Source organism: Mesorhizobium sp. M0678, assembly GCF_040320505.1.
Lineage (GTDB): Bacteria > Pseudomonadota > Alphaproteobacteria > Rhizobiales > Rhizobiaceae > Mesorhizobium.
Map to the genome: position 1 here is coordinate 1 of NZ_JAMYPT010000044.1, position 19,394 is coordinate 19,394.

The following is a 19,394-nucleotide window of genomic DNA, read 5'->3' on the forward strand; positions in this document are numbered from 1 at the left end:
TCTCATCCTCTCGCACCACTCTTTGCCACGTGGTCGTCCGTGCCGGACAAATATAGCACAAGGAAATCTGGCGGCACGACCGACGCCCTCGGTCCGCTCCAGACTGGCGCCGTGCTCGACCCAGTCAAGGCGTGGCCTGGAAACCTCGCAGCCGGCCGTGCCGCCATCGCACCGGCCAGCCTTGACTGCGTCTCGACACGCTCGCATGGGAAATCATGTGGGCCGGGACGAAGAAACAGGCTCACCTGAGCCGAACAAAGAAACGCAACAGGAATCGAAAAAGTCGAAATCAGGCTTGTCGATGTCATCCGTCGAGTGCAGCTTGGCGCGGTACTCCTTGGGGAAAGTCATGTAGGCAAGCACGTCGGGCTCGGCGTCGTCCATGATTGTCGCCAGCTTCGGCACCTTCGGCCGGATCTGGTCGGCGACGGCGCGCCATTGCGTGCTTGCGGCCCCGGGCGTTTTCCTGGGCGAAGGCGGTGGCGATGAAAGCGGAGACCGCGGCGCCCGCTCTTGCCGGCATGGGCCAGCACGTTCCTCATGAAGTGGACGCGGCACCTCTGCCAGATCGCGCACAGCACCTTGGTGACGGCCGCCTTGATGCCTTCATGGGCAGACGTCCATGGTTATCACGATCGAGCTATGTCCCTAGCCGTTCCTGGATGACCTTTGGTGGAAGGCCGAGCCCACAACCTTCTGGCCGATTGATCAACCATGATGCAGAGACATGGCGAAGGGCGTGCATGCCGCCATACTTGGCCGCCATGACGACTTCGCCGTCCTGGTTTCTCTCTTCGCTCGCGACAGTCACGCCAGCCGACACCTGCGTTGGGAGGAAACCGCGTTTGGTGATTTCGATCCGCTTTCGATATTGCCGCTTGCTATCGGGAACACCTAGTGCAATTCCCTGACGGGATTGCCCGCGGCGTCGTTGCCAGTCACGCGACGGGGGCAGGCGAGCTTCCAACCAGGGATCGTTCTCTCTCCCGCTTCAGGCTTTGGCCGGCCGATCGCCCCATAGTCGTCGGCGCGCTGGTGAACGCTAATCTGTGCTCGCTCGAAATCCACGTCACTCCATCGCAGCCGGCGAAGCTCCGACGATCGCGTGCCGGTAAAGACGGCAGTGCCGAGAAGCGGGCGCCAGCGTCCCGTCGATGAGGCAAGAATGGCCTTGATCTCTTCGCGCGTCGGTATGTCGACGCTGATCTTGCGCTTGCTTTTCTGTCGCTTTTCCGCCTAGCGCTCCTTGCCTCTGCGCCGCGCGCGGCGGAGGCCCTGACCGGATCGCGTGTGGCCAGGCCGCGTTCCTGCGCGTCAGAGCAAAGCGCCCCAAGCGAACCGAGAGCCTTCCGGGCCATCGTCTGCAATCGGCCTTCGTTGCTTCGTTCCGCAGCTTGTCCGCGAACTTGCGCACCGCCGGCACCGTGATGTGGGAAAGCAGCGTCGTTCCGATGAACGGTTCAATGTGAAGTTTTCAGGTGCCGTTTCCAATGGTCAGTCGATGAACGCTCGAGGCCTTCATTTTTCGCCAGTCGCAATCCAGAACGCTGCGATACCCCGCTTCGCACGACAACAGGGAACGATATCGCCCCCCATGTATTACAAACCCATGGACACTATGGAACCCCACGGCCACGGGATGGCGGCCGATATTTTGACATCGGAAGTTGCCAATGCCAGGCAGCGCATCCACCGGACCGAGCTCGCGCTTCGACGCACTGAAGAAATGCTGGCCGAAAATCTCGCGCTCTGCAGAAGGATACGAACTGCGGTCGAGGCCGCAGACCGATTGGTGAAGATCGATCCCCCCAGCTTTGAAGGACGTCGCGCGGGTTGAACTGGGCCGGGGTTTCGTTCGTCGCGATCTTCAGGCCACCGGCGCCACCACTCTCGCTCCAGAACCGTGCCCGCCACATCGACGTCTGAGCGACACGCTCGCGAACAGCCGGAACCAACGTCGACCACAAGCGGTTTACAAATCGAAGGGACCGCAATGGATTCGGAATAAGGGAACTTTTGGATATGGAACTGGCGAGAGCCCGACAGCGGCTTAACCGGGCCGAACGCTCCCTCGAACGTGCAAATGAAATGCTGGATGAAGACTGCGGTGTCGGTATCAACCTCGCGCTGTGCAGCACGATCCGGGCTGCGCAACGACGCGTGGCGCTTTGGCGCGATGTTTTGCGCCCACGAGCCCACAAGGAGATAGCTATGAGAATTCATCTTTCCACCGCAGTCGCGGGATTCTTGCTGCTTGCAGGTGTCGGCGCCGTAGCCGCTCAGGACGTCGTCATCGAGCCTGAGCAGGAAACCGTCATCAAGGAATATGTCAAGAAGCAGCCGCTCGCATCGGTGAAAGTCCCTGGAGTGGAGCTCAATATCGGTTCGACGTTGCCCGATACGGTCGAGCTTCATGAAGTGCCTAACGTCAAGAAGTATCGCTATACGGTCGTCGACGATCGGACCGTCGTTGTCGACCCGGGCACACGCAAGATCGTCAAGATCATCCAGTGACCTGACGACTCAGAGGACAGCCCGCCGTTCCGAAAGGTACGGCGGGAAGGTCGCGACCGGAGAAGCGCAAGGGGGGAATTGAAGCCCACGATTTGATAGCCGCATCCTTCGTTGACGGGCTGGACAAGCTTTGAGCTCTCCAGAATGCGAGGCGCTGCAATGTCCCTCTCTCCCATTCTATCCTCTGCCGGTCTGACTTTCCAATGCCGCATTGCAACTTCGCTCGTCAAGAACGGCGGCTGGTTCCAGGTTGTTTCCCATTACAAGTGCGAGGGGTGCGGACGCGAGGTCCGGATTACCTATACCGACACGATTGGGATTTTCCAGAAGCACACGCACTTGGCCATGCCCCCGCCGGGAGCGCGGAAGATTTGCAGGCCCCGAAAGTGAGTTCGAAATGCCGGGCGCCGAGTGCGAGCCGGGAATGCCGGCACTCGCCTGAGATCGGCACGCGCAATACGTCGGCAGCGCTTTCGTCAGCAGCAATCGAGAGATGCGCGAGCACCTTCGGAAGTAGGTCCAGGAACATGCCGGCCCACCCAATGCCCAGAGCAAGATCCGCACCGAGCAACTGAGAGGAGGCTACATCAGAGCAATGAAGACCACCGGTGCGAAGATCAGGAAGATCGCCATTAGTATGGTCACGGTAATGGCAAGGCGCTCGGTTCGCCTGACGAGTGCAGAGACCTCCTCGTCGCTCGACGAAATGAGATCAACCATCGAGAAATTTGTTGGGTCAGGAGTTTGATTGTCATTTGCGGGTCGGCTTGCGACCTCATCTACGTCCTGTCTGCTCTGGATAAGGTCACAGTTCTTTCCGCTTTGTTAAAGGCATCATATCGATCGAGGCATACAGGGCGGATTCAAGCGGTCGTCGCAACACCGATTGTGTTCACTCATGGCAGCAACTCGTCAAGCGCCTCTGCCGGTGTTTTCCAACCCAGGGTCTTTCTCGGCCGGGCATTGAGGGCCGCTGCCACGGCGGCGATCTCGTCGGCGCTGTGGATGCTCAGGTCGGTGCCTTTCGGGAAGTACTGACGCAGCAGCCCATTGGTGTTCTCGTTGGTGCCGCGCTGCCATGGGCTTTGCGGATCGCAGAAGTAGACCTGGACACCCGCATCGATCGTGAGACGATCGTGCTGGGCCATTTCGGCTCCCTGATCCCAGGTCAGCGAACGGCGTAGCTCTTCGGGCAAGGTGATGATGGTGCGCGTAATCGCGTCACGCACGGCCTCAGCTCCATGTCCCGCGAGCGCAGGCCCGTTCTTCATGCGCGGAGCTTCGCCATGCCCTGCGAGCCGGGGAAGATGCAGTAGCATCGTGAAGCGCGTCGTGCGCTCGACCAGCGTGCCGATAGCCGAGCTGCCAAGACCAAGGATGAGGTCTCCCTCCCAGTGACCCGGCACCGCGCGATCGGCCGCTTCGGCGGGACGCTGACTGATCATGATCTCCGGTGAGACAAAGCCCTTGCCTCGCCTACGTACGCGCGCCCTGGGGACCCGTAATACACGTCCTGTTCGCAAGCAGGCCGTCAGCTCCCGGCGCAGCACTCCGCGGCCCTGAACGAAGAGGGCCTGATAGAGGGCTTCGTGGCTGATGCGCATCGTCTTGTCGTCCGGGAAGTCGATCGGCAAGCGTCGGGCAATCTGCTCCGGACTCCAGGCCCTGGCCCATCGCCGATCCTTTCGCGGGCCATGTCGGCGGCCCTTCCACGGAACGGTGGGACCATGAACGGGAGCGCCGCTCGGGGACACGACAACGCCAGCAAGTCTCTCCTCCACATAAGTGCGCAAGCTTGCGTTGAACGCAAGCTTGGTCGGCTTGGGACGACGGGCCGATCGATCCGCATGCCACTGGGCAGTCGTCGCGCGATATTCCAACCCGCCGCTGCGGGTGGCCGCGTTGCGCCGCAGTTCACGGGAGATTGTCGAGGCGGACCGACCGAGCCGGCGCCCAATATCCTGCATGGAATGGCCCTGCACCCTGAGAAGTGCGATCTCCTCGCGCTCCACCAAGGACAGGTACCGCCCGGAGAGCGGCTTCGCCGAAGATCTGAACATCGCTGGTGGCATACCGCCCGCCTTTCGGAACCATCTGGTTCCTACAGGCTGCGACACTCCGGCTTCGAGCGCAGCATCTTCGCTGCTCAGCCCCGCGGCGATCGCCCTCCAGTATCTAATCTGTCCATCGCGCCCCGCCACAGGCGGCCGCCCTGGTGAAGGTAATGGCGCTCGTCCCGACCGTGCCGATCGCCGCTTTCGAATGCTCATCGCAACCTCCAACTTCAGAGTGTTGCGACGACCGCTTGAATCCGCCCAGTGGGCACCCGGCGGACCACCGATGAAGGGACATTGCTCGGCGGCCTACCCGCCTCGGATCATAGCCCCGTGGCGGAGCTAAGTACCTGCCGCTCCATCCGGCGGTACGCAAAGACGCACTGTTCAGCACGGTCGGGGCGCATGCCTGCACGAGCGGCGGCCGGTGAGGCTGGGATCCGATTAAGCTCCGGGGGAACTGAAGCGCTCGCGTCGCGCTGAAGATGGCCGGCACCCATCGGGAGCGGGGGAGGGCATGGGATAGGTGCCGGCCAGGCGGAATCAAGTCCGCCGCCGCGTCAGCGTAGCTGACCCATTCCTCGGTGTCATTGGCTGATTGCCGGGTCGGCGCCCTATCCGTCGCACGCACAGCCCAGTGCTTTGTGGTACTTTCTCTGCCTCGATATGCAGCTATCCCCGCACGCTTTGCCGGCGGAGCAGATTTTGCAGCATCCCTCAACGAGGATGGTCGACCAGGCTATGGACGTTTCGAAACGCCCCAGCCGAAGATTGTCCGCCGGGTGCCTCCGCCGAAGGTCGTCAAGCCCGTTCGCAAACAAAAAACCGCGAAGAAAGTGATTATACCGGTTGAGGACGAGCCTGTTCCTGCGCCTGTCATTCCTTCTGGTGGCGGCGGCGGTGGAAGCGGGGGAGGCGGCTGGGGTTGATCAGGTCAGACGGAAGAAGGATTGCATGAGGCTATCCTCAAGGCCAAACGGGATGCTTCTTCAACAGCCTGCTAGAGGCCGAACGTCCCCTGCATGCTCAGGAGCTCTTATCGGGGTGGGGATGCTGCTTGGAGTGGAACGACTTCTTTCCCTGTGGCCTCCAAGGAGTGGCGCCAACGTCACTTGAGTGCTGCCCATCCAGTCACAAGAATAAGGACAAACGTGACCAGCGCGCCAGAGACGTACAAGATCGTTCTGACACTACCTCCCTTGGCGGCGTTTCCGCCGCGCAGGTAGACTCCCAGGTGGAGGAGGCGTATCGCGACGTGGGTCCAGACCAATATCGCCAAAGTGGCCGGTTCAACGCCAACCATCATGGCTAGCGCCGAGGGCACGACAAGGGGCGCCAGCGCCTCGACCGAGTTCATGTGAACGCGGTCGATCCTTTAGAGCCGGTTCTCGTCGTCTGCTGGGACTACCGGTCCTGCCAGCGCTCCTGCAAACCCTTGGACGAACCTGAGTAGACTGCCAATACGACCGATAGCAAACAGAGCGCGAGCACGCCGAGAACGCTTAACAATAGACTTCCGTCTTGTCTCCACTCACTGGGATCGCAGTGGACCAAACGGTTCTTGCCAGTCACGCCCTCAAAGTCGCCAGCGGTGTCAGGCGGTCGCACCGGGGAAAAGGTCGTGGAACCGCCGCAAGTACAGCGGCCAGCCTTGATCGCTATCAACCCCCCCGCGCACGCCCTCCCAGCCTTCGCCATGGCGTTCGAGATTCCGGTGCTCGATCTCAACCCGGGTTCGGTTCTCCGTCTCAGCCGTGAACCGGACTTCCCATTCGCTGGTTTTGTTCAGGTCGCTCTCAATCTGCCACCGAGGGCTGATGTCCCAGCTCAGAATCAGCCGGCTGGGGGGATTGTAAGCCAACACACGAGCCCAGCGGCACTCGCTGCCGTCCACGCCGCGATCGTAAACGTGGCCCCCGACCCAGGGTTCGAAGATCGTCTCTGCGATCGGTACGGCAAGAAGATTGTGCTCGCGAGGTTTGAATTTCCCGAAATCCTCGGTGAAGACCTTGAAGGCACGCGCGATAGGTGCCTCGACAACGACGAAATGCCTTACGGGCGCGGTTGCAGGAAGCTTGCTCATGGCTGGTCCTTCTTTGGGTGCTCGACGGCCAGTTTGTAGCTCGCCAGGGTCTTGCTCCAGAACTGATCGATTTCCGCGCGCAGACTTGCTAGGCCGTCCGGATCGATACGGTATATTCGTTCCTTGCCTGAGCGCGTGTCGGCCACAAGCCCGGCATCCTTGAGCACTTTCAAGTGCTGAGAGACCGCCGGCCTGGTTACAGGCAGCACACGAGCAAGTCCGCTGACCGAACAAGGCTGTTCGACCAACAATTCGAATATCGTGCGCCTCGTCGAGTCTCCGAGCGCTGTCCAATGTTTCGCGTTAGTGGCCACTAACGCGAACTTAAATCGATGGGCCTGCGCTGTCAACCTGGAGGGATCGACGGAACTCAGCCCTGGTCCAGACCCCGTCGTTAAAAGTTCAGGTGATGTCGCGCGCTACTCGGTGACTAAATGTAAGGTACGCCGCCTCCACTGCTCAATCAGCGCAGCAACCGGAAAGCCGCCCGAAGTCCCTGGGTGAAGATTTCCGGCTGCTCCCATGCCGCGAAATGTCCGCCGTTTTCGGCGTTGCTGAAGTAGACCAGGTTGTTGTAGCAGCGCTCGACCCAGCTGCGCTCGCGCGATAGATCTCCCCGGGGAAGACGGTCACCGCCACGGGCATCTTCACAATGTCACGGCGTTGAAATTGTTGGAATGATCTTCCCAATAGATCTGTGCGGCGGAAGCCCCGGATTCTGTGAGCCAGTACAGCGAGACGTCATCGAGCATCTCATGTCTCGTCACGACCGCTCCGGTTTGCCGCCACTGTCGGTGCATTGAGCGAACTTCAACGCCGCCATCTTTGGGCGGACCTCCGCCGCGAAATGGCTGGCTGAGAACGGTGTGGATCCTGTAGGGGACGGTCGCGATCAGGCGTAGCAGAAACTCTTTGGAAATGGCTGTCGGAGCCTTCTCGTGCAGCTCGACAGGCGAACCCGCGGTTCGGTCGATGGCGACGAACATGTGTAGCTTGCCCTGTTCGGTTCGAACCTCCGCGATATCAACGTGGAAGAAGCCGATCGGATAGGCCTTGAACTTCTTTTTCGCCGGCTTGTCGCCCTCGACATCCGGCAATCGGCCGCTGCCGTGGCGCTGCAGACAGCGGTGCAATGAAGAGCGCGTCAGATGCGGGATCGTCGGCTGCAACGCGTAGAGGCAATCGTCGAGCGGCAGCAGAGTGTAGCGCCGGAAGGGACGATGACGGCCTCCTCCTCGGACAAGAGCACTGTCGATCTAGGCTCTCTCGGACCGATCGGCAAATCGGCCACCGAGGTCCGTTCCCGCCATTTGGCAACAGTCTTCTGGTTGATCCCGTAGCGCTTCGCCAGCGCTCTCAGGCTCTCTTGACTGTTCTGTATCGCTCGAGGACCGCCTCTGTCGTCGTGGCGTGCCCATGCAGAACCTGGCCCATAGCGCATCACTTGATTCGGAGGACAAGGATGCCCCATCAAAATCTGGGATCAAACATCTGGTCGACCTGAGCTTTTCGCTAACCAACCCTGCCAGTCCGCCTCACGACAGCGGACATAAGGGCTGCCCAAGGGTCCCACCTGTCAGATCGATCAGTCCGTTTTAGGTTAGCCTGCCACGTCAGCTCGGACTGGAACGTCCCTATCTTTCTGCAGGGCTCCGAAGGTGCCGGTCTGCTCTCGGCCCTACAGCGGCCGGGCGGCAATGCGCCCCACCGCGGACGTTCGAGTCACTTCTCTTTGTTGACCGAAGCTGCGATCCATCCGGAGCTCAATACGGAAGGTGGCAGACCTTCTTGTCGTCAGCATATTTAAAGCGCCACGCGCGGTGAATTGGCGGGCTCCAGGGCTCGGATTAGCGTCGCTTCATGCGAAGCGTGCAACGAGTAAGGACTATTGTTTAGCGGGAGACAAAGATCAGGCGACAAGTGTACGCGATTCTCGTCTTATCGAAAACACCTGCTGCGCTCCGTCAGATCTTCCGGCTGGCCAGCAGCCTTGTCAGCCAATCCGGATCCATTTCCGGCACGGAGGATAAAAGCCGTTCGGTATAGGGGGCATGCGGCGGCGTGAGAATTTCGCTCTTTAATCCCTGCTCAACGACTTTCCCCTGGTGCATGACCACAATTTCGTCGGCGATCGCTCGCACAGTGGCAATGTCATGGGTGATGAAAATGTAGCTCATGCCGAGCTCGCGCTGAAGCCGCATTAACAGCTTGAGGATTTCCTCCTGCACAATCTGGTCGAGCGCAGACGTGATTTCGTCGCAGATGATCAGTTCCGGATCGGCGGCCAACGCTCGGGCGATGCAAACGCGCTGCTTCTGGCCCCCTGACAGTTCGGCCGGCAGACGGTCCAGGTAAGTTTCGCTCATCTCGACCATGTGCATCAGTTCGCCTATCCGCCGATCCCGCTGCGTACCCTTGAGGCCAAGGTAAAATTCAAGCGGCCGAGCTATGACTTCTTCGACTGTCTGGCGCGGGTTTAGGGCGTTGTCGGGCATTTGATAAATCATCTGTATGCGGCGCAGAATCTCTTTTGGGCGCGTCTGAAGGGTCTTGGAAAGCGCCTGGCCGGCAAAGGAAATCGACCCCGAAAGCGGCGGCAACAGGCCGGTAACGACGCGAGCGAGCGTCGATTTCCCGGAACCGGACTCGCCGACCACAGCCACTGTTCTTCCACGTGGAACTTTGATGGAGACATCCTGGAGCACCTTGACCGTCCGCGCGTAAGCCGCGGTGACGTTGTCTATCGTAAGCAGATAGTCATCGGCCGGAACTTCGGGCTTGGCGAGCTTGCGCACGGCCCAGAGCGTTTTGGTATATTCCTGGCTGGGCGAGGCGAGCATCTGGCGCGTTTCTGCCTCCTCCACGGTAAGTCCATCGCGCAAAACCATGATGCGATCCGCCATTTGCGCCACCACCGCCAGATCATGCGTCACATAGATTGCAGCCGTGTTGAATTCCTCCACGATGTTGCGAATGGAGGCGAGAACTTCGACCTGCGTCGTCACGTCGAGCGCCGTCGTTGGCTCGTCGAAGACGATGAGGTCCGGACGACAAGCCATCGCCATCGCGGTCATTGCCCGTTGCAATTGTCCGCCGGAAACCTGATGAGGATAGCGGAAGCCGATGGTCTCCGGATGTGGAAGCTGAAGACGCCGATAAAGATCGACCGCACTCCGGTTCGCTTTCTCTCGGCTTGCAATCCCATGCGCCACCACGGTTTCAACAGTCTGGTCGAGGAGCCGGTGGGCCGGATTGAAAGAGGCCGCTGCGCTTTGTGCGACATAGGCGATACGGGAGCCTCTGAGGCGGCGGCGCCCTGTCTCGCTGAGTGCCAGAAGATTGACCCCGTCGAACAGGATCGAGCCCTGTGTGATACGGCAGCCCGGCTTGGCGTAACCCATTGCCGCAAGGCCAATGGTGGATTTGCCGGCCCCAGACTCGCCGATCAGGCCAAGAACCTCCCCCCGCTTCAGCGCCAGATCGACCCCGCGGACAATGGGATGCCACCGCTCGTCCGAGAAGCCCTCCACATGCAGATTGCGGATCTGCAGCAGATCCTTGCCTTTTGCGCGCGACCCCGGACCGCTACCTTTCATCCCGCAACCCGCTTGTTGCGTGCAGGAACCAGTCGACGACGAAATTCACGGAGACTGTAAGGAGGGCAATCGCGCCGGCCGGCAGCAGCGGCGTGACATCGCCGTAGGTGATCAGGGTTGCATTCTCGCGCACCATCGATCCCCAATCGGCGGTCGGCGGCTGAATGCCGACGCCCAGGAAGGACAGTGCCGCGATCGTGAGGAATACGAAGCAAAATCGCAAGCCGAACTCCGCGACCAGCGGCGGCATGACATTGGGAAGGATTTCCTTGGCGATGATCCATTTCGGGCCTTCGCCGCGCAATCGCGCCACCTCGACATATTCCATCACTGCCACGTTAAGCCCGACGGCGCGTGCGAGCCGAAAGACGCGGGTGGAATCGAGCAGCGCAATGATGATTATCAGGCTGGTGATCGACGACCCGAAGATCGAAAGCAGCACCAGGGCGAAGATCAGGCTTGGGATCGACATCAACACGTCCACCGCACGCGACAGTATCTGGTCGAGCCCTCCCCTGTACAATGCGGCAAGAAGGCCGAGCGAGACCCCGACGGCGAAGGACAGCAGTGTGGTCGCGACGGCGATACCGATGGTGTTGCGCGCACCGTAAATCAAGCGTGTGAGCATATCGCGGCCGAGCTGGTCGGTTCCCAGTTTGAACTGCTGGCTCCACGGTGCGAAGGCTTCGCTGAAGACCTGCGTTTCGCCGTATGGGGCGATCCAGTGCGCGAACACCGCAACGATGACATAGCCGATGATGACGAGGATGCCGAACCAGGCACTGAAGGGTGCCTTCTTCAGCGCCGTTTTGGCCCGGGTGGCGCGCGAGCGCCTCAGCCTGTGAACCTGAGCGATGGGTTCGTAGCTGGTCATCGTGGATGCAAGAGCCTTGGATTGGTGGCGATCGAAATGATGTCGGCAGTCAGATTGAGCAGGATGTAGGTCGCCGCGAAAATCAGGGCGCAGGCCTGGACAACCGGAACATCCCTGGATTTGACCGCATCAACCATCAGCTGACCGATGCCGGGATAGACGAACACCACTTCGACAACGACCACTCCGACGACCAGATAAGCAAGATTGAACGCCACCACCGTGACGATCGGAGCCCATGCGTTGGGCAAGGCATGCCTGAGTACGATGGCCATGGGCGACATTCCCTTCAGCCGCGCCATGTCGATATAGGGGCTTGCCAGCATGTTGATGATCGCCGCTCGTGTCATGCGCATCATGTGGGCGACGATGACGAGCGTAAGCGTGGTTGCCGGCAAAGCTACTCTCCAGACGTGATTCCAGAACGGCGTCTGGTCGTTCACGTTGGACAAGGTCGGGAACTTGGGAACTGCGTTGAGTATCCAGTTCAGTGACACTGCGAGCCAGTGCGGCAGGGATTGTGCGAACTCGGATCCGATGAACGTGTCGCGCGAGATGACCAGGTAGGCAAGCATATAGGCGACGAAAAACTCCGGGAACGAAATGGTTGTCAGCGTCACTGCGTTCACCAGCCGGTCGAACCAGCCATTGCGGTAGAGCGCAGCGAGGATGCCAAGTCCCAGGGCCAGCGGAACTGCGATCAGCGCGGTCATCGACGCGAGGAACATCGTATTGTAGAGGCGCGGCGCGATGATCTCGGCCACGGTGCGCCGATACCCGGTGCGGCTCGCGAACGAAGAGCCGAAATCCCCGTGGAGCATCTGCCCGACCCAGACGAAGTAGCGCTCGACAGGCGGACGGTCGATGCCAATTTCTCGCTGGAAGGCGGCGACCGTTTCGGGTGTCGCGGATTGCCCGAGCGTCGCCTTGGCGAAGTCGCCCGGCAGCATTGCGATCGCCGAGAAGATAATGATGGACACGATGAACAGCGTGACCAGGCCGAGGCCAAGGCGCTGCAGAACCGTTCTTGCGACGGGGTTCATTTGCACGCGTTTCCCGTTGCGGCCGCTGCCCTCCCACATCCGGCAGGGCACACCGGGGCCAACCGGACCCTCGCAACCATCGCGGGTCCGGCCCGCACTCTCACGCAGTGGCGATCCACCAGCGTTCGGCCATCTTCAGTCCATCGTTCTCCCAGTTCGGCGCCACTTCGCCATGTGCGAGCTTATTGGATTTGGCGCTGACGAAATTGTTGAAGACCAGTACGATGCTGCCGCCATCATCATGGGTCAGTTGCTGCATCTCGGCATACATTGCCGCCCGCTTGGCCTCGTCGGTCTCGGCGCGCGCCTGGACAAGCAACTCGTTGAAGCGGGGATTTTTCCAGAACGACTCGTTCCAGCTGGAATCAGCGGCGAAGGCTTGCGTGAACATCCAGTCGGCCGTTGCGCGACCGCTCCAATAGGAAGCGCACCAAGGTTTCTTGAGCCAAACATTGTCCCAATAGGCGTCCTCGGCCTCGCGCACGACGTTTACGTCGATACCGCACTGGGCTGCCGTCTCGCGGATCAGCGCAGCCGCGTCCACCGCGCCTGCAAAAGCGGCATCGGCGACCGAGAGGTCCACCTTCAGTTTCTCCATTCCGGCCTTTTTCAGATAATGCTTGGCTTTCTCCGGATCGAAACTGTGCTGCGGCTGCGGATTCGTGGCGAATTTAATCGCCGGCGCAATCGGGTTGTCATTGGCCACAGTGGCGTGACCGAGAAAGATCTTGTCGACGATCTCCTGACGGTTGATCGCCCACTTTAAGGCCATCCGGACATCCGGATTATCGAACGGCGCCATCGTGACATTCATCGGCAAGGTATAATGGCCATAGCCGGTGACCTCGACGATCTCCACCTTGGGGTTGCGTTTCAACATGCCGAGGGTCTTGAGGTCGGCGCGGCCAATATAGTCCACCTCCCCTGTCGATAGCGCGGCCATGCGAGCGGCGAGATCGGTGATGGCGATGAACTCCACCTCGTCGAGATAGGGTTTGCCGTTCTTGAAGTAGTTCGGATTGCGCTTGAGTTTGGCCGAAACGCCGGGCTGGAAATTCTCAAGCACGAAAGCGCCGGTGCGAACGCCCGATCCCCAATCCGCCTTGCCGTCCTTGGCCGGCATGATGACCAGATGGTAGTCACTCATGATGTAGGGGAAGTCGGCATTGCCGCTCTTCAACGTGAAGACAACCGTCTCCGGGCCGTCCGCCTTGATGCTGGCGACCGGCTCAAGCAGCGGCTTCGCCGCCGATTTGGTTTCGTCGCCCATATGGTAGCGCAGCGAAGTCACGACGTCATCCGCCGTCACATTCTTGCCGTTGTGGAAGGTTGCGCCCTTGCGCAGCTTGAAGACCCAGGTTTTGGCGCCATCCGACGACTCAAAGCTCTCGGCAAGGTCCGGCTGGACGTTACCTTTCGCGTCGACCTCGGTGAGGCTGTTGGACATCGAGCCCGAGAACGCGGTTTGTGTGAATGTGTCCGGGTAGCCGGCCGGATCGATCGAATCCGTCGTTGCGCCATGTGCCATGCCGAGCTTGGCGAAGCCGCCCTGCAGCGGTTCGGCCCGGGCCGTGCTGACGAAGAGCTTGTCCGCAGCGGTAAGCGTCAGCCCAGCGGCCAGCCCAAGATGAATGAAGTCGCGACGGGAAATCTTGCCGCGGCCAATCTGGCTTTGAGCGATACCAAGCTTGTATTCAGATTCTGACATTTGACTCTCCCATTGCGGATTTTCCGCGTATTGTTCGTCAAGCACCTGTGAAGAAATCTGCTCGTCAGCCGCGATCACCCTTTCTTCTGACCGCGCAAATCCGCACCTCGATCAGGCTGTCACATAGATGCTGCCCGCCTCGACGGTGACTGGAAATGTGCGCGCGCGAACGGACGGATCGACCAAAGCCGCACCTGATTTGATGTCGAATTCCCAGCCATGCCAGGCGCAGCGCACGATCTCGTTTTGGCGGTGATAGATGAATTGCGCCCCTTCGACCGGTGCAGTTGTTCCGCATTGCGGCCCCTCGCAAAGCGGAGCGCCGCGGTGCGGACAAACGTTCAGCAGCGCGTGGAATGAGTCTCCGATGCGGAAAACCCCGACCGAAAGGCTGCGGATCTTAGCGATGAAGGGAGATCCGGTTTCGATCTCGTCGACGCGGCAGATGTATGTCTTCTCGGGCATCGTCTGCTTCCTCAGGCGGCATTCGCCGCTTGCGCGCGGGGGATGCGTTTGTAGACCTCCAACGCATTCAGCCCCATGATCTTGCTCTTCCAGGCGGGAGGGATTTGCAGCGTGTTGGCGTCGTCGTAATCCCAATGCGGATAATCGGAGGCAAACATCAGCGTATTTTCGCCGTCCATCGCTTCGAGAGTGGACCAGAGATGCTGAATGTTTGCGGGCTGCTCCAGCGGCTGCGTGGAAAAGCGGATGTTGCGCCGGCAATATTCCGACGGCAGCATCTTCAGCCATGGCGTCTCTTTGCGCAGCGCTTTGTAATCCGCATCCAGGCGCCACAATACCGACGGCACCCAGGCCACGCCGCATTCGATGACGACGAAGTAGAGGTCCGGCCATTTTTCGAAGACGCCATGCGCAATCATGCTTGCGACATGTGAAATCGCCGACATGTGCAGGATGGCGTGCGTCTCCCAGAAGAACGTCGTTGGGGCAGGAGCAATCGCGGTCGAATTCACGCCGCCATGGCCGCCCAGATGTATGGCAAAGGGCAGCCCCACCTCGGCGCAAGCCTCATAGATTGGATGGTAAAACGGATCGCCATAGGGCTTGACGGAGCCTTGCGAAGCGAGAACCTGAACCATGCGCGGATGATTGCCAAGACGGCGTATCTCGGCGGCCGCGAGCTTCGGATCCTGTGGCGCGATGATGATCGAGCCCATGAAGCGATCGTCCTTCGGCAGCCATTGGTCGATCTGGTAGTCATTGTAGGCGCTGACAAGGGCGCTGGCATAATAAGGATTGGCGAGGGTGGAAGCCTCGATCGGCTCATCGCCGGTCAGGATCGCCACATCGACCTTGTACTTGTCGAGGTGTTTTTCCTTCATGATGAGATAGTTGTCGGCTTCTGTTTTCGGACGGACGTCCTTGCGGGAGAAGTCCTGCGGATGAAACCAGGGACGATGGCCATGCGGGAAGGCGCCAACGGGACCTGTCTTCTCGCCTTCGACGAACATGTCCTTCCACAGGCCGGAAAGGTAGGGCTCCAGTACAGTGGCGCTTGACCAGTAATTGTGACAATCGCAGTCGACTATGAACACGTTGCTCAGCTCCGTAGCTTCAGCCTGGTCGATGCTGCCGGCCGATTTCTCCCATGCAGCTTCCGCCTTGAGTATTGTTCGATCAAGCTTATGATCCAGCGCAATATGATCGACTTTTTCGATTGGAGGTAACGTGCAGCTAGATCACATCGAAACCTTTCTCGACATCATCGAGTCGCGAAACTTCAATCGCACCGCCGATCGGCTGGGATTGACCCAGTCGACGATCAGCACCCGGATCAAGAATCTGGAGAGCGCGATCGGGTCCGAGCTCTTCCAGCGCGGGCGCGCCGGTGCTGAGCCGACAGCCGCCGGACGGCGGTTCGAAGCCTACGCCAGATCCCTGCTGTCGACCTGGTCGCAAGCTCGACACGACGTGCGAGCGTTCAACCGGTTCGAGGGCACCTTGCGCATCGCCGCACAGGTAGGCATGACCCGTTCGGTCCTGCCCGGATGGGTCGAGACACTGTGCCAGGCCCTTCCAAAATCCTCGATCCACGTCGAGTCGGACTATTCGAACCAGATGGTCAGCGACCTAAGCATGGGAAATCTGGATATCGCCGTGCTTTATGCGCCTCGCTACCTGCCTGAGATCGCCTATGAACACCTGATGGTCGAGGAATATGTGATGGTTTCGACAGCTGCCAGAACGCTGTCCGATGTCGACCCTGAAACCTACATTCGCCCGGGCTACACCGCCGTGCTGGAAAAGACGCACGCAGAGCTGCTGGCCGAGCTGGCGATCTGCCGGCTTTCGACGGGATCGGAAACTCTGGCGGAGATCATGCTGCGGCGAACGGGCGGCACCTGCTATATGCGTAGCGACGATGCGCGCCGGTTCACGGCCGAGCTCCCATCGTTCCTCGTCGAGGGAGCGCCGATGCTGAACCAGCCAGTCCACACCGCAATACTCGCGCGCCGCAAACACGAACCCATTATTCGCAAAGGCATCCGAGCTCTCCAGGTTGCTGTAATGTCACTGGAAGTCTAATCGAAATTACCGATCATAAAGGCAGGATTGCGCGGCTGTTCAGCGGGGTTTGAAGTGGCATCTTGGCTCGACTTCAAACCCGAGTTGAATGATGAATGCATACGCGGCCTTTGCAGCCTCCGGCTTCGTCCCAACAAAGCGTCACCGGCATTGGGCACAGACCACACCGCAGCTTGTGCTCTGCCGGCGCGTGATCAACGAAACGCACGATGTGAAAACATTCGTTCTCACACCCGCTTCAGATCGGATGTTCTGCTTCAGCGCTGGCCAATATGTTCTGGTGCACCTGAGGATCGACGGTGCCGCGGTGACGCGCTCCTACTCTGTTTCGTCACCGCCGACGCGACCGCTCGATCTTCAGATTACCGTGAAGCGGACGCCGGGCGGGCTCGTTTCGAATTGGCTGCATGACAATTTGAAGCCGGGCGACGGGATCGAGATCGAAGGGCCGCTCGGCTCGTTCAATCTCGACGATCTGCCGCATGCAAAGTCCCTCTTCCTTTCAGGTGGCAGCGGGATAACTCCCGTGATGTCAATGCTGCGCGCATTTACCGACCGCGCAGCCGACCAGGATATCCACTTCATTCATAGTGCGAGAACGCCGGACGACATCATTTTTCGGCTCGAACTGGACGCACTTGCCGCTCGCTTTCCCAATCTTCATGTGACTTGCATTTGCAGTCATGGAGACCCGGCCTGGACGGGTCCAACCGGGCGAATTAACAGTGAGATGCTCCTGACTTTGGTTCCCGATCTCCATAGCCGCACGATTTTTGCCTGTGGGCCGGAATCCTACATGAAGGCTGCACGCAGCTGCCTCGATGCAATCGGGCTCGCCCGTTCACAGTATCATGAGGAGAGCTTCGGGGGCGGCAACATTTCGCGTTCGCTATCGGATTCAAAGGTTTCGTCTTCGGTCCGCTTCGTCAGGTCTGGCGTTGCGCATGACTGCGCGCCCGGAGAGACCTTGCTGGAAGTGGCGCGCCAATGTGGCGTCTACGTCCCCACCGCCTGCCAGCAGGGAGTTTGCGGCACGTGCCGGATCGCCAAGCTGTCCGGCGAAGTCGTCATGGATGACCTGGGCGGACTGACATTGGACGACAAATCGGCAGGCTACGTCCTGGCGTGCTGCAGCCGCCCGCAAGGCGACGTTTTGCTAGATCTTTAACCCCGGGTGAGTTTGGATTGAAGCCCAACGTGTCCGCTTCGAAGCACCACACGAACTTCGGCCTCAGGCACGTTCCCTCATGAATTGAAAAGACGATTACTGCTTTGGGTCAGCTCACGACAACGCTCGCGCCTGGAAACTGGCGCAGTTCCCGTTCGTGCGCGAACTCGACGGCTTCGACTTCGACGCGCAGCCATCGCTGGATCAGGGACAGATCAGGGAACTTGCGACCTGCCGCTGGATCGCCCACGGCGACACAGTCCTGTTCCTTGGCCCTCCGGGCACGGGCAAGACCCATCTTGCAGTGAGCCTTGGCCGCGAGGCAATCCGCCAGAATTACAACGTGCAGTTCGTCACGGCAGCCACGTTGGTGGCGATGTTGGCCAAGGCCCACAGCGACGGCTCGCTCGACAAGCAGTTAACGATCCTGTCACGGCCGAAATTGCTGATCATCGACGAGCTCGGATATCTTCCCTTCGAGCCCAATGCCGCCCACCTCTTCTTCCAACTGGTGTCCCGCCGCTACGAGAAGGGATCGATCCTGATTACCTCCAACCGTTCGGTGGGTGAATGGGGGAGCGTTTTTGGAGATCCCGTGGTGGCCACGGCAATCTTGGATCGCCTGCTTCACCATTCAACGGTGATCACCATCAGGGGGGACAGCTACAGGCTGCGCGAAAAGCGACGGTCCGGCCTTCTGCAGAAGGTCGGCTCGGTGCCCGAAACAAACCAAACAGCAAACCAATGAAGGGGTCAGTTCTTCAGTTCGCCAAAGGGTCAATTCCTGGATTCGTTTGACACCTAAGATTGGGCCGTCCCCTTGTCCATCACAGACGGAAGTGTCTGCCCTTGAGCATCAGGATATCCGGATCATCTTCCTCGTCTTCATCGGGTTCGTAAGCGGCCGGTGCCTCCAGCAGGTCGATTCGTCTGAGCTCCGACCGCCCATGGGAGCGTCCAGCGACAGCGTTTTGAACGTGTCGTATTGCCGATTGTAGCCGGCCACAAATCGTCCAGCCGCTTGCCATGCGCGCGATATAGCGAGAGTTTAGCCAGTCCGCCAAGCGGTATCGTCGCTGTACATTAGCAGCATCTTGACTAAGGCGCCGGCCGCTCCAGACTCAAAGGCATGGCGCGGGGCATTGGCATCGGTGACGTGGTTGCAATCACGGCCACGGTTCGAAGGCGGGTCACCGAGGACCGCGTAAGCGTCTCTATTCCGTCCTATAACTTCCCGCATTCGATCCGGGATTCTTCCAAGGTCAAGCGAGGCCAGCAAATCGAGCTTACAGGCGAGGTCACGCGCACAGACGAGGATGGCCGCAAGGTGACCATTGACATGTGGCCCCTGGTGACGATCGACATCGACAAGATCAGGCTGGTGGAGAAATACCGGCCACCGAAGCGCAAGAAGCCCCTGCGGGACATGGTGAATTAGCTCTTTGTATGTAAAAAGAGATATTGAACATTTTCCGGCAATCCTAGTTAGGACTGATGCCGCGCTATTTCTTCGACTTGTCCAGCAATGGAGAGACCTTCCCAGACCCTGAAGGTTCAGAGCTTCCGAACCTGGAATCTGCGGAGGACGAGGCAGCAAAAACGCTGCTTGAAATCGCAAGAGAAAAGCTGCCCGATGGCACCTACCGCGAGGCTAGCATTCAAGTCCGCGATGAAGCAGGCAACCAGCTAGTGCAGATCGTGTGTCGATGCCGGCTCAATACTCCCCAGAAGTGCCGTTTGAATCTTCCCCAGTATAGCGCTGCCGCCGGTCTTCCGGAGCGCGCTCCGGGAGACCGGCGGCGCG

At 59.8% G+C, this 19,394-nt stretch carries 18 protein-coding genes and 3 pseudogenes; 8 read left to right on the top strand and 13 right to left on the bottom strand.

All coding sequences use genetic code 11. The features are described from left to right. Positions 1–294 precede the first annotated feature (294 nt). A pseudogene (locus NKI29_RS32175) lies at positions 295–620 on the bottom strand (transposase); the annotation flags it as partial. A 107-nt stretch (positions 621–727) separates the two neighbouring features. Here NKI29_RS32175 and NKI29_RS32180 point away from each other — a divergent pair. The 3 genes from NKI29_RS32180 to NKI29_RS32195 all read left to right on the top strand — a co-directional run bounded on the left by NKI29_RS32180 (position 728) and on the right by NKI29_RS32195 (position 2,514). Beyond that, positions 728–898, top strand: a complete 171-nt coding sequence (locus NKI29_RS32180; protein ID WP_352798536.1) for a hypothetical protein — start codon at positions 728–730, stop codon at positions 896–898. A gap of 696 nt (positions 899–1,594) precedes the next feature. After that, on the top strand, positions 1,595–1,837 hold the full coding sequence (locus tag NKI29_RS32190) for a hypothetical protein (protein ID WP_352693755.1): 243 nt from the start codon (positions 1,595–1,597) through the stop codon (positions 1,835–1,837). 374 nt (positions 1,838–2,211) lie between these two features. Then, positions 2,212–2,514 carry a DUF1236 domain-containing protein gene (locus NKI29_RS32195; protein ID WP_352648076.1) on the top strand — a complete coding sequence of 101 codons (303 nt, stop codon included), beginning with the start codon at positions 2,212–2,214 and terminating at the stop codon, positions 2,512–2,514. A 582-nt stretch (positions 2,515–3,096) separates the two neighbouring features. Here NKI29_RS32195 and NKI29_RS32200 read toward each other — a convergent pair. The 12 genes and pseudogenes from NKI29_RS32200 to NKI29_RS32255 all read right to left on the bottom strand — a co-directional run bounded on the left by NKI29_RS32200 (position 3,097) and on the right by NKI29_RS32255 (position 15,431). Then, positions 3,097–3,234 carry a hypothetical protein gene (locus NKI29_RS32200; protein ID WP_352798539.1) on the bottom strand — a complete coding sequence of 46 codons (138 nt, stop codon included), beginning with the start codon at positions 3,232–3,234 and terminating at the stop codon, positions 3,097–3,099. Between the two features lie 176 nt (positions 3,235–3,410). After that, positions 3,411–4,784, bottom strand: a complete 1,374-nt coding sequence (locus NKI29_RS32205; protein WP_352798541.1) for an IS30 family transposase — start codon at positions 4,782–4,784, stop codon at positions 3,411–3,413. Between the two features lie 892 nt (positions 4,785–5,676). Next, positions 5,677–5,925, bottom strand: a complete 249-nt coding sequence (locus NKI29_RS32210; protein WP_352725700.1) for an MAPEG family protein — start codon at positions 5,923–5,925, stop codon at positions 5,677–5,679. 237 nt (positions 5,926–6,162) lie between these two features. Further along, on the bottom strand, positions 6,163–6,651 hold the full coding sequence (locus NKI29_RS32215) for an SRPBCC family protein (protein ID WP_023678366.1): 489 nt from the start codon (positions 6,649–6,651) through the stop codon (positions 6,163–6,165). Next, the gene (locus NKI29_RS32220; RefSeq protein ID WP_023678365.1) at positions 6,648–6,965 is read right to left on the bottom strand and encodes an ArsR/SmtB family transcription factor; all 318 of its coding nucleotides are present in this window, start codon (positions 6,963–6,965) and stop codon (positions 6,648–6,650) included. Before NKI29_RS32220 ends, NKI29_RS32215 begins: the two co-directional genes overlap by 4 nt. Positions 6,966–7,505: 540 nt before the next feature. Continuing rightward, positions 7,506–8,085 (bottom strand): annotated as a pseudogene (locus NKI29_RS32225) (transposase family protein); the annotation flags it as partial. Positions 8,086–8,615: 530 nt separating this feature from the next. Next, positions 8,616–10,247: an ABC transporter ATP-binding protein gene (locus NKI29_RS32230; RefSeq protein ID WP_352798543.1), complete on the bottom strand. Its 1,632-nt coding sequence runs from the start codon at positions 10,245–10,247 to the stop codon at positions 8,616–8,618. Beyond that, positions 10,237–11,121, bottom strand: a complete 885-nt coding sequence (locus NKI29_RS32235; RefSeq protein WP_352798544.1) for an ABC transporter permease — start codon at positions 11,119–11,121, stop codon at positions 10,237–10,239. The genes NKI29_RS32230 and NKI29_RS32235 overlap by 11 nt, the downstream gene beginning before the upstream one ends. After that, positions 11,118–12,164 carry an ABC transporter permease gene (locus tag NKI29_RS32240; protein ID WP_352449150.1) on the bottom strand — a complete coding sequence of 349 codons (1,047 nt, stop codon included), beginning with the start codon at positions 12,162–12,164 and terminating at the stop codon, positions 11,118–11,120. Before NKI29_RS32240 ends, NKI29_RS32235 begins: the two co-directional genes overlap by 4 nt. A 100-nt stretch (positions 12,165–12,264) precedes the next feature. Next, positions 12,265–13,872: an ABC transporter substrate-binding protein gene (locus NKI29_RS32245; RefSeq protein ID WP_352694501.1), complete on the bottom strand. Its 1,608-nt coding sequence runs from the start codon at positions 13,870–13,872 to the stop codon at positions 12,265–12,267. A 111-nt stretch (positions 13,873–13,983) separates the two neighbouring features. Continuing rightward, complete coding sequence (locus NKI29_RS32250; protein ID WP_352694503.1) at positions 13,984–14,337, bottom strand: Rieske (2Fe-2S) protein; 354 nt, start codon at positions 14,335–14,337, stop codon at positions 13,984–13,986. 11 nt (positions 14,338–14,348) lie between these two features. Then, complete coding sequence (locus NKI29_RS32255) at positions 14,349–15,431, bottom strand: amidohydrolase family protein (RefSeq protein WP_352694505.1); 1,083 nt, start codon at positions 15,429–15,431, stop codon at positions 14,349–14,351. 133 nt (positions 15,432–15,564) lie between these two features. On the opposite strand from NKI29_RS32255, the gene NKI29_RS32260 reads away from it, so the two are divergent. The 5 genes and pseudogenes from NKI29_RS32260 to NKI29_RS32280 form a co-directional block, all read left to right on the top strand. Next, positions 15,565–16,422, top strand: a complete 858-nt coding sequence (locus tag NKI29_RS32260) for a LysR family transcriptional regulator (protein WP_352694507.1) — start codon at positions 15,565–15,567, stop codon at positions 16,420–16,422. 88 nt (positions 16,423–16,510) lie between these two features. Further along, positions 16,511–17,590 carry an FAD-binding oxidoreductase gene (locus NKI29_RS32265; RefSeq protein WP_352798545.1) on the top strand — a complete coding sequence of 360 codons (1,080 nt, stop codon included), beginning with the start codon at positions 16,511–16,513 and terminating at the stop codon, positions 17,588–17,590. Between the two features lie 130 nt (positions 17,591–17,720). Next, positions 17,721–18,338: pseudogene (gene istB, locus NKI29_RS32270) on the top strand (IS21-like element helper ATPase IstB); the annotation flags it as partial. 381 nt (positions 18,339–18,719) lie between these two features. After that, a complete protein-coding gene (locus NKI29_RS32275; RefSeq protein WP_352798546.1) occupies positions 18,720–19,028 on the top strand; it encodes a hypothetical protein in 309 nt (102 codons plus the stop codon). Positions 19,029–19,084: 56 nt separating this feature from the next. Continuing rightward, on the top strand, positions 19,085–19,394 hold a 310-nt coding region (locus NKI29_RS32280; RefSeq protein ID WP_352798547.1), incomplete at its 3' end, for a DUF6894 family protein.

Excerpts from the sequence above, each read along its gene's own strand:
- NKI29_RS32180 (WP_352798536.1), top strand. The coding sequence starts at position 728 with ATGGCGAAGGGCGTGCATGCCGCCATACTTGGCCGCCATGACGACTTC.
- NKI29_RS32190 (WP_352693755.1), top strand. The coding sequence starts at position 1,595 with ATGTATTACAAACCCATGGACACTATGGAACCCCACGGCCACGGGATG.
- NKI29_RS32195 (WP_352648076.1), top strand. The coding sequence starts at position 2,212 with ATGAGAATTCATCTTTCCACCGCAGTCGCGGGATTCTTGCTGCTTGCA.
- NKI29_RS32200 (WP_352798539.1), bottom strand. The coding sequence starts at position 3,234 with ATGGTTGATCTCATTTCGTCGAGCGACGAGGAGGTCTCTGCACTCGTC.
- NKI29_RS32205 (WP_352798541.1), bottom strand. The coding sequence starts at position 4,784 with ATGAGCATTCGAAAGCGGCGATCGGCACGGTCGGGACGAGCGCCATTA.
- NKI29_RS32210 (WP_352725700.1), bottom strand. The coding sequence starts at position 5,925 with ATGAACTCGGTCGAGGCGCTGGCGCCCCTTGTCGTGCCCTCGGCGCTA.
- NKI29_RS32215 (WP_023678366.1), bottom strand. The coding sequence starts at position 6,651 with ATGAGCAAGCTTCCTGCAACCGCGCCCGTAAGGCATTTCGTCGTTGTC.
- NKI29_RS32230 (WP_352798543.1), bottom strand. The coding sequence starts at position 10,247 with ATGAAAGGTAGCGGTCCGGGGTCGCGCGCAAAAGGCAAGGATCTGCTG.
- NKI29_RS32235 (WP_352798544.1), bottom strand. The coding sequence starts at position 11,121 with ATGACCAGCTACGAACCCATCGCTCAGGTTCACAGGCTGAGGCGCTCG.
- NKI29_RS32240 (WP_352449150.1), bottom strand. The coding sequence starts at position 12,164 with ATGAACCCCGTCGCAAGAACGGTTCTGCAGCGCCTTGGCCTCGGCCTG.
- NKI29_RS32245 (WP_352694501.1), bottom strand. The coding sequence starts at position 13,872 with ATGTCAGAATCTGAATACAAGCTTGGTATCGCTCAAAGCCAGATTGGC.
- NKI29_RS32250 (WP_352694503.1), bottom strand. The coding sequence starts at position 14,337 with ATGCCCGAGAAGACATACATCTGCCGCGTCGACGAGATCGAAACCGGA.
- NKI29_RS32265 (WP_352798545.1), top strand. The coding sequence starts at position 16,511 with ATGATGAATGCATACGCGGCCTTTGCAGCCTCCGGCTTCGTCCCAACA.
- NKI29_RS32275 (WP_352798546.1), top strand. The coding sequence starts at position 18,720 with ATGGCGCGGGGCATTGGCATCGGTGACGTGGTTGCAATCACGGCCACG.